General features: G+C 64.4%; 10 protein-coding genes. 5 read left to right on the top strand and 5 right to left on the bottom strand.

Annotated elements, in window-relative coordinates; genetic code table 11:
- Positions 1-12: 12 nt before the first annotated feature.
- The 4 genes from FLQ03_RS07280 to FLQ03_RS07265 all read right to left on the bottom strand — a co-directional run bounded on the left by FLQ03_RS07280 (position 13) and on the right by FLQ03_RS07265 (position 5,348).
- Positions 13-1,956: a MacB family efflux pump subunit gene (locus FLQ03_RS07280; RefSeq protein ID WP_144371327.1), complete on the bottom strand. Its 1,944-nt coding sequence runs from the start codon at positions 1,954-1,956 to the stop codon at positions 13-15.
- Positions 1,953-3,737 carry an efflux RND transporter periplasmic adaptor subunit gene (locus FLQ03_RS07275; RefSeq protein WP_144371326.1) on the bottom strand — a complete coding sequence of 595 codons (1,785 nt, stop codon included), beginning with the start codon at positions 3,735-3,737 and terminating at the stop codon, positions 1,953-1,955. The genes FLQ03_RS07280 and FLQ03_RS07275 overlap by 4 nt, the downstream gene beginning before the upstream one ends.
- A 6-nt stretch (positions 3,738-3,743) precedes the next feature.
- Positions 3,744-4,400 carry a PepSY-associated TM helix domain-containing protein gene (locus FLQ03_RS07270; RefSeq protein WP_144371325.1) on the bottom strand — a complete coding sequence of 219 codons (657 nt, stop codon included), beginning with the start codon at positions 4,398-4,400 and terminating at the stop codon, positions 3,744-3,746.
- A 204-nt stretch (positions 4,401-4,604) separates the two neighbouring features.
- Positions 4,605-5,348 (bottom strand): endonuclease/exonuclease/phosphatase family protein, encoded by a 744-nt coding sequence (locus FLQ03_RS07265; protein ID WP_144371324.1) that lies wholly within the window; start codon positions 5,346-5,348, stop codon positions 4,605-4,607.
- A 147-nt stretch (positions 5,349-5,495) separates the two neighbouring features.
- Here FLQ03_RS07265 and FLQ03_RS07260 point away from each other — a divergent pair, with 147 nt between their 5' ends.
- The 5 genes from FLQ03_RS07260 to FLQ03_RS07245 all read left to right on the top strand — a co-directional run bounded on the left by FLQ03_RS07260 (position 5,496) and on the right by FLQ03_RS07245 (position 9,934).
- Complete coding sequence (locus tag FLQ03_RS07260) at positions 5,496-6,893, top strand: methyl-accepting chemotaxis protein (RefSeq protein ID WP_144371323.1); 1,398 nt, start codon at positions 5,496-5,498, stop codon at positions 6,891-6,893.
- A 47-nt stretch (positions 6,894-6,940) separates the two neighbouring features.
- Positions 6,941-7,108 carry a hypothetical protein gene (locus FLQ03_RS19090; RefSeq protein ID WP_170252340.1) on the top strand — a complete coding sequence of 56 codons (168 nt, stop codon included), beginning with the start codon at positions 6,941-6,943 and terminating at the stop codon, positions 7,106-7,108.
- An 8-nt stretch (positions 7,109-7,116) separates the two neighbouring features.
- Positions 7,117-7,269, top strand: coding sequence for a hypothetical protein (locus FLQ03_RS19085; protein WP_170252339.1), 153 nt, complete (start codon positions 7,117-7,119; stop codon positions 7,267-7,269).
- Between the two features lie 336 nt (positions 7,270-7,605).
- Positions 7,606-9,147, top strand: a complete 1,542-nt coding sequence (locus FLQ03_RS07250) for a putative bifunctional diguanylate cyclase/phosphodiesterase (RefSeq protein ID WP_170252338.1) — start codon at positions 7,606-7,608, stop codon at positions 9,145-9,147.
- Positions 9,148-9,241: 94 nt separating this feature from the next.
- Positions 9,242-9,934 carry an SOS response-associated peptidase gene (locus FLQ03_RS07245; RefSeq protein ID WP_144371464.1) on the top strand — a complete coding sequence of 231 codons (693 nt, stop codon included), beginning with the start codon at positions 9,242-9,244 and terminating at the stop codon, positions 9,932-9,934.
- Here FLQ03_RS07245 and FLQ03_RS07240 read toward each other — a convergent pair.
- Positions 9,931-14,214, bottom strand: a complete 4,284-nt coding sequence (locus tag FLQ03_RS07240) for an ATP-binding protein (RefSeq protein WP_144371320.1) — start codon at positions 14,212-14,214, stop codon at positions 9,931-9,933. The two genes, FLQ03_RS07245 and FLQ03_RS07240, sit on opposite strands and share 4 nt — an antisense overlap.
- Between the last annotated feature and the right edge of the window lie 4 nt (positions 14,215-14,218).

Raw genomic sequence — 14,218 nt, 5'->3', positions numbered from 1 at the left:
GATGCTTGACTCCTAATCCGACGCCAGTGCCGCCACCGGGTCCATCTGGGCAGCCTTGCGCGCCGGCAGGTAGCCGAACAGCAGGCCGGTGGAAAACGCGCAGCCAAAGGCCAGCACAATGGGCATGACGGTGATCTTGACCGGGGTATCGAACGCAGCGATCAGCCAGGCCGTGCCCAGGCCGGCCACCACACCGATGGCGCCGCCAATGGCCGACACCACCAGCGCCTCGATCAAAAACTGCTGCAGGATATTGCGCTCGCGGGCGCCGGTAGCCATGCGGATGCCGATTTCGCGGGTACGCTCGGTCACCGACACCAGCATGATGTTCATCACGCCGATGCCGCCCACCAGCAGCGAGATGGCCGCAATGGCGCCCAGCAGCAGCGTCATGGTGTTTTGCGTTTCCTCGGTGGTGGCGATGATGGACGCCATGTTGCGGATCTGGAAATCCACCTTGCCGTGGCGCTCGGCCAGCAGCTGCTCCACGGCGGCCTGGGTTTCATCGATACGTGCCACATCCTTCACCGCCACGTTGACGTTGCGCAGGCTGCGCGCGCCCGAGATGCGCAGGTTGTTGGTGGCGTACGGCACGATGATCACGTCGTCCTGGTCGGTGCCGCTGGGCGAGGCGCCCTTGCGGCTCATGATGCCCACCACCTGCAGCATCACGTTATTGGCCATCACGAACTCGCCCAGCGGGCTGGGGTTGCCGGGGAACAGGTTTTCCGCCGCGGTCTTGCCCAGCACCGCCACGCCGGCGTAGCTGTCGTCGTCTTCTTCGGTAAAGAAGGTACCGCTGGACAGCGGCCAGTTGCGCGCCAGCGGGTAGCTGGCCGAGGTGGCGATCAGCGTGGTGCTGACGTCGTTTTCACCGGCACGCAGCGTGACGCTGGTTTGTTGCTCCGGCACCGCTGCCAGCACGTTGTCTACCTGCTTGTTGATGGCGGCCACGTCTTCCAGCACCAGCGTGGACGGGCTGAAACCGCGCTGGTTGCTGCCGCCGGGGCGCACCAGCAGCAAGTTGCTGCCCATGGCGCTGATATTGTCCACCACGCGCTGCTTGGCGCCGTCGCCGATGGCCATCATGGCGATCACCGAGCCCACGCCGATGACGATGCCCAGCAGCGTCAGCACGGCGCGGAACAGGTTGCCGCGCAGCGAGCGCAGCGCCAGGCGCACGGTTTCGGCCAGATCGGCCAGCGTGCTGAAGGCGCGGTGCACCAGCGGCGGCTGGTAGTTGGCCGCCAGCTCGCCGTGACGGCCGCTATCGCTGAGGATATGGCCGTCGCGGATTTCGATGACGCGGCTGGCGTGGGCGGCCACCTCGGCGGCGTGGGTGATCAGGATCACGGTATGGCCGCGCTGCGACAGGTCTTTCAGCAAGCGCATCACGTCGGCGCCGCTCTTGCTGTCCAGCGCGCCGGTGGGTTCGTCGGCCAGGATGATGCGGCCGCCGTTCATCAGCGCGCGCGCAATCGACACCCGCTGCTGCTGGCCGCCGGACAGCTGGCTGGGGCGGTGGTACAAGCGCTCTTCCAGCCCCAGCTCGCGCAGCAGCTGCACGGCGCGGGCGCGGCGCTCGGCGTGCGGCACGCCGGCGTACATGGCCGGCATCTCCACGTTTTCCACCGCCGTGCCGGCGGCGATCAGGTGGTAGCTCTGGAACACAAAGCCGAACTCTTCGCGCCGCAAGCGCGCCAGTTCGTCACGGTTAAGGCCGCTGACGTCCTGGCCGCGAAACAAGTAGCGGCCGCTGCCGGGGCGGTCCAGGCAGCCCAGGATGTTCATCAGCGTGGACTTGCCGGAACCCGACGCGCCGACGATGGCGACAAACTCCCCTTCGTGGATGGCGAGGTCGATGCCGTGCAGCACGGTACTTTCCAGCTCGCCCTGGCGGTAGGATTTGGTGACCGCCGACAGCTGGATCAGCGGTACGGCTGGCTGCTGGCTCATCGACCGGCCCCCATGCCCGGTGCGCCCATCCCCGGCGGCGGGCCCATCTCGGCGTTACGGTTGCTGCTCTTGCGTGCCGCCTCCTTGTCTTGCGCCTTCTCGCCCACGATCACGCGCTCACCCGGCTTCAGGCCGCCCAGCACCTGGTAGCTGACACGGTCGGTAATGCCCACCGTTACCTTGCGCTCCACGATGCTGTTGTCCGGCAACACCACGCGCACGGTGCCTTCGCGCACGCGCTGCTGGCGGCCGCCACTGCCGACGCCGCTCCACACCGGCAACGCGCGTGGCTTGACGCGGGCAGTGTCGGCAGCAGGGTTGGCCGCCGCCTTGCCGGCTTTGTCCGTTTTTCCCGGGTTGGCCGCAGCGGCTTGCTGCGTGGCGCCGCCACGTGCGCCGGCCGGCGGCATGTCGCCCTCGCCCTGCGCCTGGCGCTGCTCGGCGCGACGGGCACGCCACGCTTCACGCTGCTCCGGCATCATGCTTTCAAACTGTTTGCGCCGCGCTTCGCGCTCGGCGTCGGACAGCGGCGCGCCGCCAAAGCCGGCCGGGCGTTCGCCGGCGGGTGGTGGCGGCATTCTGCCTGCGCCCATCGCAGCATTGGCCGGCGGCGCCTGGCGCTTGGTTTCTTGCTGGTTGGCCGCAGCCGCCGCTTTGCCGTCCTTGCCCTCTTTGCCCGGCCCCGTGGCGCCAGCCTGCGGCGACTGGCCGTGGCCGGCACTGGCGTCGCCACGCGGCAGCTCGCCGGCCGGGCCGGACGCTTCCTGTTGGCCGCGACGGCTGCCCGGTGCCATGCGCGCCAGTTTCACCGCGCCGGCCGGCACTACCAGCGTATCGTGCGCTTCGGCTGCCACAAAGAACACCTGCGCCGTCATCTGCGGCAGCAGGTTGCGCTGCTGGTTCTTCACGTCGAACAGCGCGTTGTACAGCACTACGTTGTTGTTCACCGTGGGGGTGGGCTCTACCTTGCGCAGCTCGCCCTGGTAACGGCGGTTGCGGCTGCCCAGCGTGGTGAAGTAAACCGGCATGCCGGGGCGCAGGCGGGTAACGTCGGCCTCGGACACCTGGGTCTGCACCGTCATGGTGGACAGGTCGGCAATGCGCAGCAGCGTGGGCGACGACTGGCTGGCGTTGATGGTCTGGCCCTGCTTCAGCGAGATCGACACCACCACGCCGTCCATCGGCGCCAGGATCTGCGAATACTTGAGGCTGGTTTCGTCAACACGCAACGTGGACTCGGCCTGCTCGATCTGCGCCTGCACCGACGCCACCTGGGCGCGGGCGCTACGCAGGCTGGCTTGCGCCTGCTGCAGGCTGTCGTCGCTGGTGGCGCTGTCACGGGCCAGGTTCTGCTGGCGCTGCAGTTGCTGCTCGGCCAGCTGCAGGTCGGACTCGCGGGCCACCAGCGTTGCCTGCAGGTTTTTCAGCGCCGCCCGGCGGGCGTCAACCGTGGCACGGTAGACGGTGGAGTCGATCTCGGCCAGCAGGTCGCCCTTCTTCACTACCGAGCCGACTTCGGCGTAGATCTTTTCCAGCTGCCCGGACACCTGGGCGCCGACGTCAACGTAGTCGCTGGGTTGCAGGCTACCGGTGGCGGTGACCAGGTCTTCGATGTCGCCCGGCTGTACGGTGGCGATCAGGTAACGGGACAGCGCATCGTCCTGGGCGTGGTAGTGCTGCCAGCCATACCAGCCGGCAGCCGCCAAGGCGGCAACAATACCGCCGGCCAGCGCAATGCGCTTGCCGCTGCGGCGACGGGGGGAAGCGGAAGTCGGGTTCATGTCGGCTTAATGGATGGTCAGTAAGGCAATCAGGACAGGCAGCAACAGGCCCAGGCCGAACAGCGGCCAGGTAGACGGACGGTTGCCGGCGTGCTTTTGCAGGATCAGCAAACCGGTAACGCAGAACACCACGCTGCCAATGGCAATGGCGTCGATGAACCAGCGCCAGGCGTCGCCGGTGTGGCGGCCTTTGTGCAGGTCGTTGAAATAGGCCAGCCAGCCGCGGTCGGTGACTTCGTATTCCACTACCTGGTCGGCCAGGCTGACGCGCAGCCAGGCGTCGCCACCGGGGCGCGGCATCGGCAGGTAAACCTCGTCGGCAGACCACTCCGGCACCGCCTCGTCCACCTGGCAGCGGCACAGGCCAGCCAGCCAGGTGCGGGTTTCCTGCGGCAATACCGGCGGCGGCGCCTCGGCTTCGGCCAGCAGTTGCAGACGCTCGGCCTGCGCCTTGGGCAGCGGGAATTGCTGGTTATGAATGGCAGGCTTGGCTTCGATCTGGCTGGCGTGGTTCAGCGTGAAGCCGGTAATGGCAAACAGCAGCATGCCGCCCAGACAGACAGCCGAACTGATCCAGTGCCATTGCAACAGGGTGCGCAGCGCGATGCCGCCAGCAGGGTTGGCCGCAGCAGAGGCGCGGCGCGAAAAGAGTCGGAAAGCCATGTACGGGTTCGGTTTGTGATGACAAAGGGAACTGACTGGCTTGCCGTGCGCGCACGGCTGGCTTGTACAGCGAGCGGCGATGTTAGAGACAACGGGAATGATTTGCAATAACGAACCAGCGCTTTTTGCACTGCGGTTCATACTCGTTAATGAAATGAAATAAATGGCGTGCAATCACCAACTGCACGCTACGCGGTGCCGGCTTCAGCTTGCCAGTTGCAGCCTTGCCAGCACAGGCAGATGGTCGGACAGCGCCGACCACGGTGCGCCGCGGCACACCGCCACCTCGGCCACATGCAGGCCGCGTATGTAAATGCGGTCCAGCGGCAGTAGCGGCAAACCGGAAGGAAAGCTACGCGCGTGGCGGCCGTGTACGCTGGCGTGCGCTTCCTGCAGCCCGCCTTCGGCCAGCAGATGGCGGTCGGCCTCGCTGCGCCAGTCGTTGAAATCGCCAGCCAGGATCAGCGGCATGTCTGGCGGAACATGCTGCGCCAGGTAATCCAGCAGCACGCGGTACTGGCGACGGCGATCGTGCGCCAGCAAATTGAAATGGCCGCACAGGCAGGCCAGCGGCTGCGGCCAACCCGGCGGCTGGACCACCGTATGCAACAGGCCGCGCTGCTCCAGCCGGTTTACCGACAGGTCATGGTTGGCCGCCATCGCCAGCGGAAAACGCGCCAGCACCGCATTACCGTGGTGGCCGTGATCGTAGCGGGCGTTCATGCCGTAGCACGCCTGCCGCGCCAGCGCCGCCGCCAGATAATCGTGCTGCGGCCAACCATCATGCCGTAGCTGGCGCCGCTGATGCCGGCCCTGCACCTCCTGCAGGCACAGCACGTCGGCATCCAGCTGCTGCAGCGCCGCCGCCATCTGCGGCAAGCGCACGCGCCCGCCCAGCGGCGACATGCCTTTGTGCAGGTTGTAGGTCACGATAGAAATCGGCGTCATGCTGTAGGTACACGTCCATGTACTTTTCATTTTATCGCGCCATCAAGACATGCCTGGCGCATCAATTGTTTCAGTGCCGCTACAAAGCTTCCCCCAGGCAAGGCCATCGATACAATCAAACACTTGTTTATTTAATAAAAATACATCATGTCGAATCTCAGTTTGCGCACCAAGCTCTTGATCCTGATTGCGTCCAGCCTGATCGGCATGCTGGGCATTGCACTATGGAGCCTGGCGACCTTGTCCGACACGCTGCAGCAGGCCTCTGCCGACAAAACCCGAGACCTGGCAGCCACTGCCGCCAGCATTGTGCGCCGTTACGAAGAACGCCGCGATCTGGACGAAAAAACAGCCCGGCAACAGGCTATCGCCGCCCTGGATGCCATGCGCTTTGGTGACGACGGGTATTTTTTCATTCTAGACAAACAGCTTCGCTATCTGCACCACCCCATCACCCCGCAGCTGCAAGGCAGCAGCACCTTGTCACAACAACTGCCGGACAACACCCGCCTTGGCGACTTGCTGGCCAAAGCCTTGCAGGGCGATCACTTGCTGACGTATGCCTGGAAAAAACCCGGCAGTACCACGCTGATAGACAAGCAGGTGGCGCTGGCCACCACCCCGCGCTGGGGCTGGGTCATCGGTACCGGCATCTATGTAGACCACATCGAGCGCACAGTGAAGACACAGGCAATCCAGTTGCTGGCTGGCATTGCACTGGTGATGGTCATCTGCCTGGCATTGGGCAGCTACATCATCCGCCTGGTCATCCACACCCTCGGTGGAGAGCCGGCAGAGGCCACGCGTATGGTGGCAGCCGTGGCCGCAGGCAACCTGCAGACCGACCCCGCGCTGGCGACACCGCCGGCAGGCAGCCTGCTGTACCAGATCGGCAACATGAAAACCCAGCTGCGCACCATGGTCGCTGATGTGCTCGGCCATGCCGACAAGCTGGTGGCGGTGGCCGACCAGCTGAATGCCAGCGTTAGCCAGCTCAACCAAAGCACGGAACGTCAAAGCGCGGCCGCTACCGCCATTGCGGCATCGGTAGAGCAGATGAATGTCGGCATCAGCCATATTGCCGATAGCAGCAGCCATGCGGCCAACCTTGGGGAAACAGCACGGCAAAGTTCGGCCACCGGGCGCGACATCGTCAGCCAGGCCTCCAGCGAGATGGACAGCATCAAACAGGTGGTCGATAACACCGCACGTTCGCTGAATGAGCTGGTCAGCAATATCGATGGTATTTCGGTGATCGTCAGCATGATCAAGGACGTGGCGGAGCAGACCAACCTGCTGGCACTGAATGCAGCCATCGAAGCGGCCAGGGCCGGCGAACAGGGGCGTGGCTTTGCCGTGGTAGCCGACGAGGTGCGCAAACTGTCGGAACGCACCGCCGGCGCTACCAGTGAAATTACCGGCAAGATTGGCATCATTCACCAACTGTCAGCCCATACGATACAAGACATGCAAGAGGCCATCCGCCAGTCGGGCTGGGCGAACAGTGCACACGTGAAGGGGTTGCCGCCATCGGCGGCATCGTGACGGCAACTGGCCAGGTATTGCAGGCGCTACATGAAATTTCATCTGCCATGAGCGAGCAGCACATGGCCAGCAACAGTATCGCCCACAGTGTGGAAGGTATTGCCAGCAGTGCCAGCGACACCGCCACCGCCAGCAATCAGGCCGCCATGGCTTCCGACGAGATGCATCAGTTGGCCGCACGGCTGCATCGGGCCGTCAACAGTTTCCGCCTGTGAACACCACCATGCCTGCCTCCCACCCCTATCACGACTGGCGCACCCAGTTGCTGGACAATACCGGCAAGCAGTTTCTGCCCGGCACCCTGCTCAGCCTGAGTACCGCCCTGGCCAGCTACGTCTACCTGTGGCCGCTGGCAGATAAATGGTTGCACGCCTAGCTGGCCAGCATCGTCCTGCTGAGCCTGTACCGGCTTGCCTACCAGCGCCTGCGTCAAGCGCCCGTCGACAGCCGGCAGCCACCACGCCAGCTGCTATTGCTGCTGGCGCTGTCCGGCGCCATCTGGCCCGCCTTGATGTGCTGGGCCTGGCAAAAACCGACAGCCCTGGCGGTACTGCCTACCATTTGTGTCATCAGCAGCTCGGTTGCCGCAGGGGCCAGTGCCCTGCTCGCCAGCCTTCGGCTTGTAGGCAAGCTATACATAGCCCTGACGCTGCTGCCAGGCGTCTTATTTCTTGCTACCGCGCCAGCAGCGGAATGGGTATTCGCTTTTTCGATGCTGGCGTACTGCGCCGGCATGATGGTGGCGCATGAGTACAACTACCGCCTGCTGGCGGGCACCGTGCGCCTGCGCCACCGCAACGACATCTTGGTACAGCAGCTGAAAGCTGCGCACGAAACGGTAAGCAACAGCAACCTGCTGCTGGAACAACGCATCGCCGAGCGCACCCGCCAGTTGCAGCAGCTGGCCACGCATGATCCGCTAACCGGCCTGCTCAACCGCCAGGGCTTTACCGATGTGCTGGCCAGGCATATGGCCACTGGCGACGAGATACTCTGCGCCATTATCGACATCGACGACTTTTACTATCTGAACGAAAGCATGGGCAGCCAGCGCTGCGACCAGTTGCTGGTCACGCTTGGCCAGACACTAGATGAATTTGCCGCTGCGTTTCACCGGGCACACCACAGCACCTGTTATCCGGCGCGTCTGGGCGGCGACCGTTTTGCCCTGCTGGTCGCCGACGCCAGGCTTAGCGCACTGTCGCAAAGCGGGCTGGACCAGTCACTGATGAGCAGCCTGCTAAGCGGCTGTCGGCAGGCCGAGGCCGGCAACGGCCTGCATCTGAGCATCGGCCTGGCCCGGGGCCGCGCCCAAGCCGGTCAGGCCAGCCATTTTTATCTGCACAGCGCCCACATCGCCCTGCACGAAGCGAAGCTGCGCGGATGTACTTGTCACCCCCTTGCAGGAGGACGCGGCTCGGTGTACTTCGAAGAAACTCAGTTACAAAAGCGAGCCCGCAAACAGCAAGTGACGCGCCGTTTGCAACAGGCCCTGCAGGACCGCACGCTGCATTTGCAGTTCCAGCCGATTGCCGCCATCGCAGACGGCCGTATCGTCGCCTTCGAAGCGCTATGCCGCTGGTACGACGAAGAACTCGGCTGGGTTGCCCCGGACGAATTCATTCCGCTGGCCGAGCAAAGCAACCAGATCCAGCAACTGGGGCAGCAGGTCATGCTGCAGGCTTTTCACAGCATGGCCGCCTACCTTGGCGAGCACCCGGATCAACAGCACTGCAAGATTGCGGTCAATCTTTCCCTGAAGCAGTTACTGGAAAAACCCTTTATAGCCCAGGTAGAACAGGCCATGGTGCAATCCGGCCTGCCGCCGCAGCACATCATCTTCGAAATTACCGAAAGCCTGTTTGCCGAACCCAGCCTGGCACTGCTGCAGCAAAGGCTGCAGGGGTTGCGTCAGCTGGGCATTGAAATTCACATGGATGATTTTGGTACCGGCTACTCTTCGCTAGCGCGCATACTGGACTTCCCGCTGGATGCCATCAAGCTGGATAAGCAATTCATCCGGCGGCCACACGCCAACGAGCTGATCCGCCATATCGTGGCACTGGCCCACCAGCTGGGTGTCCGCGTTATCGGTGAAGGCGTTGAAACGCCAAGGCAACGTGAAACCCTGGCGCAAGCAGGCGTAGACGAGATGCAGGGCTACTTGCTGAGCCGACCACTGCAGCAAATGGCCGCCTGCCATCAGGCGCCGCCGCCAGCAGCAGGCACCGCCACCACGGAATACGTCATTTAGGGGCCTGTTAACGCTATGCCTTGCTGAGGCGCAGGCTTGAGAAGTGTCGCATGGCAATGCCAGGCGGAGGGGGATGCGCTGGTATAGTGGCGCCATGTGTGTGAACTACCTCCCCGCCAACCGCCAGCAGCTGCGCGAGCACTTTGGCGTTACCCCGCCAGACAATGACTGGCCAGACGAATGCTGGCAAGACCATGCCGCGCCCATCTTGCTACTGGACAACAACGGCCAGTTGCAAGCCTATGCGGCCAACTATGGCTTCATCCCGCGCCGCCACCAGCGCGACGGCATGCGGCTGACCACGCTCAACGCCCGTGACGACACCGTCGCGCTACGCCCCACCTGGCGCGAAGCGTGGCAGCGCGGCCAACTGTGCCTGGTGCCGATGCAGGCTTTTTTCGAGCCGTGTTACGAAGCGGGCCGCGCAGTGCGGCACCGCATTGCGCTGGCCGACGGCCAGCCGTTTGCCGTGGCCGGGCTGTGGCGCCGCTGGCAGGAGCCCGACGGCAGTAGCAGCCTGGCCTTTGCCCAGCTCACTATCAACGCGGATGATCACCCGCTGATGCGCCGCATGCACCGGCCCGGCGAAGAAAAGCGCAGCCTGGTGATCGTGCCGCGTGGCCAGTATGGCCGCTGGCTGGGCTGCCGGCAGCCGGCCAGTGCGGCGCGTCTGCTGCTGCCCTACCCCGCCGGGCTGATGGCCGATTGCCCGGCGCCATTACGGCCAGCGCCGGCCGCCCAGCCGTTTACACCCGACCTGTTTGGCGCAGACCCGCCACCAGCCTAGGCCGTGGGCTGGATTTCCAGCCACGCCTTCAACACCGCCAGCGTCTGCACAAACCCCGGCCACTCGGTATCGATGGTTGCCAGTTCACCGGCCTTGCCGGCTTTTTCCAGCAGTTCTGCCGCATCACCCAGCATCAGCGCGCCTACCATGCGGCTGGCGCCCTTGATGCGGTGCGCGCTCCACGCTACCCGCTCCGCATTGCGCTCGTTGACGGCCTTCTCCAGCACCGCCACGTCGTCGTCGTTAGCCAACAGGAATTCGTCCAGGATGGCGCGCTCCATCATCCAGTCGCCGCCGCTGTACACCTCCAGCACGCTGCGATCGATCGGCATGGCGCTGGCAAACTGCTGCTGCGCACCGTCGTCAGCGGCGGCGGGCAGGTTGTGCGTTTCCTGCGCCTGCAGCGCCTCTTCGTTGGCCTGGGTCATCCATTTTTCCAGCATCGCCTTCAGCGTGCCCAGGCTTAGCGGCTTGGTCATGAAGTCGTCCATGCCGGCAGCGCTGGTTTTTTCCACCTCCTCGCGCGAGGCATTGGCCGTGCAGGCGATGATGGGGATACGGCGCGCATCGAACACGGTGCTCTCGTAGTAGCGGATGGTGCGCGCCAGTTCGTAGCCGTCCATTTCCGGCATGTGGCAATCGGTCAGGATCAGCGAGTACTCGCCCTTCTGCCATTTGTTGACCGCTTCCACCCCATTTTCAGCCGCCTCTACCGGGTAGCCCAGCAGTTCGAACTGCTTCAGCGTCAGCTTGCGGTTGGTGGGGTTGTCTTCTACAAACAGCACCGGCAGCAGGTTGCAGGCCACTTCAGCGCGGCTGCTTTCCAGCACCACCGGGGTGATGTCCACCGGGGCGCTGCGGATATCGGCCTGATCGCCCTTGGACAACACCAGCTCCAGCGACGCCAGCGTGCCCTCGCCTTCCTTGCTTTCCATACCGACTTCGCCCTGCATCAGCATGGCCAGGCGGCGGCAGATAGCCAAGCCCAGGCCGGTGCCGCCAAAGCGGCGCGCAGTGGTGTTTTCGGCCTGGGTAAACGGCTGGAACAGACGGTTGAGGTTCTCGCGCGAGATGCCGATGCCGCTATCCTGCACCTCGAAGCGCAGCCGTTGCTGCGAAGGCTGGTCGTCCAGGCACCGTACGCGCATCACCACTTCACCATGCTGGGTGAACTTCAGCGCATTGCTGCAGAAGTTCTGCAGGATCTGGCGCAGGCGCAACGGGTCCACCTGCAGCGCCGGGGCCACGTGCGGGTCGATTTCCAGTCGGAACGACAGCTGCTTGTTGGCCGCCATCTCGGCGTACAGCTGGTGCACCTTGTGCAGCACGTCGGGAATGGACGAGGTTTCCGGCATGATGTCCAGCTTGCCGGCTTCGATCTTGGAAAAGTCCAGGATATCGTCGATCAGCCGCAGCAGCGTGCGCGCCGACTCCTGGATGGCTTCCACGGTTTCCTGCTGCTCGGCCTCCAAGCGCGTCAGCGCCAGCAGTTCCAGCATGCCCAGCACGCCATTCATTGGCGTGCGGATTTCATGGCTCATGGTGGCCAGGAATGCGCTCTTGGCGCGGTTGGCCTGCTCGGCCAGATCGCGCGCCAGCAGCAGGTCGCCCTCCTGCCGCTTCAGGCTGGTGATATCGGCATGAATGCACACCGAACCGCCGCCCGGCGTGGCGTGGTCGCTTACCTGGAACCAGCGCTCGCCAACGCGTAACTGGAAGGCCGCGCTGCCGCTGGCATGACGGCGCAGGCGCTCGGCCACCCATTCACTGTTGCTGAAACCGGCCTCCGGGTGCTCGCCTTCGTCCAGCGCGCCGCGCACCAGCGTCTCGAAAGTACGCCCCCGCAGTTGCTCGGGCTGGTAACCGTGGCCCACCAGGTCGGCAAAGCGCTGGTTGCACTGCACCAGCTTGTCGTGCACGTCGAAGAAGGCGAACGCCTCCTCCAGCGACTCGATGGCCACAACCAGCTGGCTGCGCGCCTCGGCCGCTTCGTCGCGGGCGCGCAGCAGGCCTTCTTCGGCACTACGGCGCGCCGACACGTCCATGCACGCCAGGATCATGTCCTGTTCCGGCATGCCGGGGAACAGCAACTGGCCGGTAAACATCACCCATACCGGTTTGCCGCCCACCTGCACGCACTCGATTTCGGCACTCAGACGACGGTCGTTGTGCCGGGCGTTTTCCAGTTGCTGCATCAGCACTTGCCACTCGCCTTCGGTAGCCAGTACCTCTTGCAAACCCAGGCCTTGCAAGCCATCCTGCCCGGCACCAAACAGCAGCTCGGCACTGCGGTTAGCGCGCACGATGGCATAGTCGCGATTAAGCCGCAGCAGGCCAACCGGCGACGCACTGTAGATGGCTTCTTCTTGCTGCAGCACCTCGCGCAGGTGGCGTTCCGAATTGCGGCGCCGGTCTTCCTCGGCATAGAAGCCGACAATGCTGCCGCAGGTACCCAGCAGCGGCTGCAGTGCCACGTACTGCGCGTCGTCCAGCTGGCAGTCCTGCAGGCCGGCCACCATGACGGTGCGGGCGTCGATTTCCACCGGAATGTAAACCCAGTCGCCATCGCGCACCACGCTGTGCTGGCTGCCCAGCTGCAAGGTCTGGGCGTTGGGTTTGCGGCGGAAGTCTTCTACCCATTGCGGCACCACCGTGACGCCGCGGCTGGCCTGTACATGAAAGGACGAGGTCTTGTCGCGGCCGGTTTCCAGCGCCAGGATCAGGCCGCTCTCCAGCCGGAAGTACTCCAGCAGGATGCGCAGGATTTCGGCATACACGCTGTGGCGCGGGCTGCGTGCGAACAGCAGCCCTTCTACGCGGTGAATGCCGGACAGCAGTTGCAGGCTGCGCGCCAGCGACGCCTCGGCCACCCGCCGCTCCTGCTCGTTGCGCACGATCAGCAAGTAGTCGTCGCGGTCGCCTTCCTTGTCACCCAGCGCGCTGATCGACACCCCGGCGTAAAAGATGTTGCCATCTGCATGCATGCCACGCCCCGGCAACGGGCGATCCAGCGTGGCACCGTTTTCCATCCAGTCGCTGTCTTGCGAATCGATGATCAGCAGTTCGCCGATCGGCAACTGGCCCAGGTCTTCTTTGCTGCGGCCGAACATGCGCTCGGCCCCATGGTTGGCCACCACCACCTTGCGCTCGGCGTCCACGGTGAGGATGGCGTCGCCGGCGGCGTCCAGCAGCCGCTGCAGCCGGCGCAACGGGTACAGGATGTGGCCGCGCATGCGCAGCAACAGGTAGACGTACAGGCATACCGACAACAGCGCGAACAGGCCGTTGAACAGCAAACCGAGCTGGTACTCGCGCATGTAGTCCTGCACCCGCTGGTGGGTCAGCTCGCTCAGACTGGTAAAGAAAGCATCCATTTGCGTACTGAGGCTACCCCACAACGGCAGGTAATCGCCCTTGACCAGCTGCGTGGCCTGATGGTTGTCCAGCAACTGCAGTTGCAGGTCGGTCTGGCGGTTCAGGCTGAGAATGCTGCTGTTAAGCTGGCGCAGCTTGTCCTGCAGCGCGGGCTGCTGCAGAAACTGGATCGACTCGCGCAGCCGTTCCATGATCAGTTGGGCGCGTTCGCGGTTGCGCATCAGCTGGTATTCGTCGGTGCTGTTGAGCTTGCGCTGGAATTCGGCACGCAGGTTCAGCGCGTGCGCTTCGTCATTCAGCACCTTGCCCAGGCTCCAGATATCGAACTTCACCTCGGCCATGCGGTTGAGCCGGGGGTCGGATTCGTCGCCCAGGTTGAACGAGTCGCGCCGTAGCGCCTTGTCGATCGAGTTGTACATCGACGCCACGAACAGTCGCCAGCCGTAGCTGGCGTTCTCGTCCAGCTGGTAGGGCTGCCGGCGCAGTGCTTTATCGATATCGCCGCGGTGCCGTTGCAGCACGGCACGTTTGCTGCCGATCTCTGCCAGCAGCGCGGCTGTTTCCGGGTCATCCCGCTGCTGGCTGACGGCAGCGGCCAACTGCTGGTCGGTGTGGTGCCGCAGCGGCTGCAGCCGGTCCAGCTCGATGCTGGAGGGCGCCCGCGAGCCGGTCAGCAACAGCATGGTCTGGTCGCTTTCGCGCGCCAGCGCCTGCGCCGCCGTGAACAGGCCCTGGTTATCGCGGTTCAGGCCTTCGTGCTCGCGGGCGCGCAGGTAACCGTCAATACCGGAGCGGATCAGCATGGCGGATGCCACCAGCTGGATGACGCCCAGCAACAGCACGATGTAGACGACCGCCCGGCCGATGGCCGAGGTCTGCCCTGTGCTCCTTACCGTTTTGTCCATACCC

The organism is Vogesella urethralis (assembly GCF_007644045.2).
GTDB classification, from domain to species: Bacteria; Pseudomonadota; Gammaproteobacteria; order Burkholderiales; family Chromobacteriaceae; genus Vogesella; species Vogesella urethralis.
The sequence above is the reverse complement of the archived record's forward strand: the minus strand, read 5'-3'. Positions and strand labels throughout refer to the sequence as shown.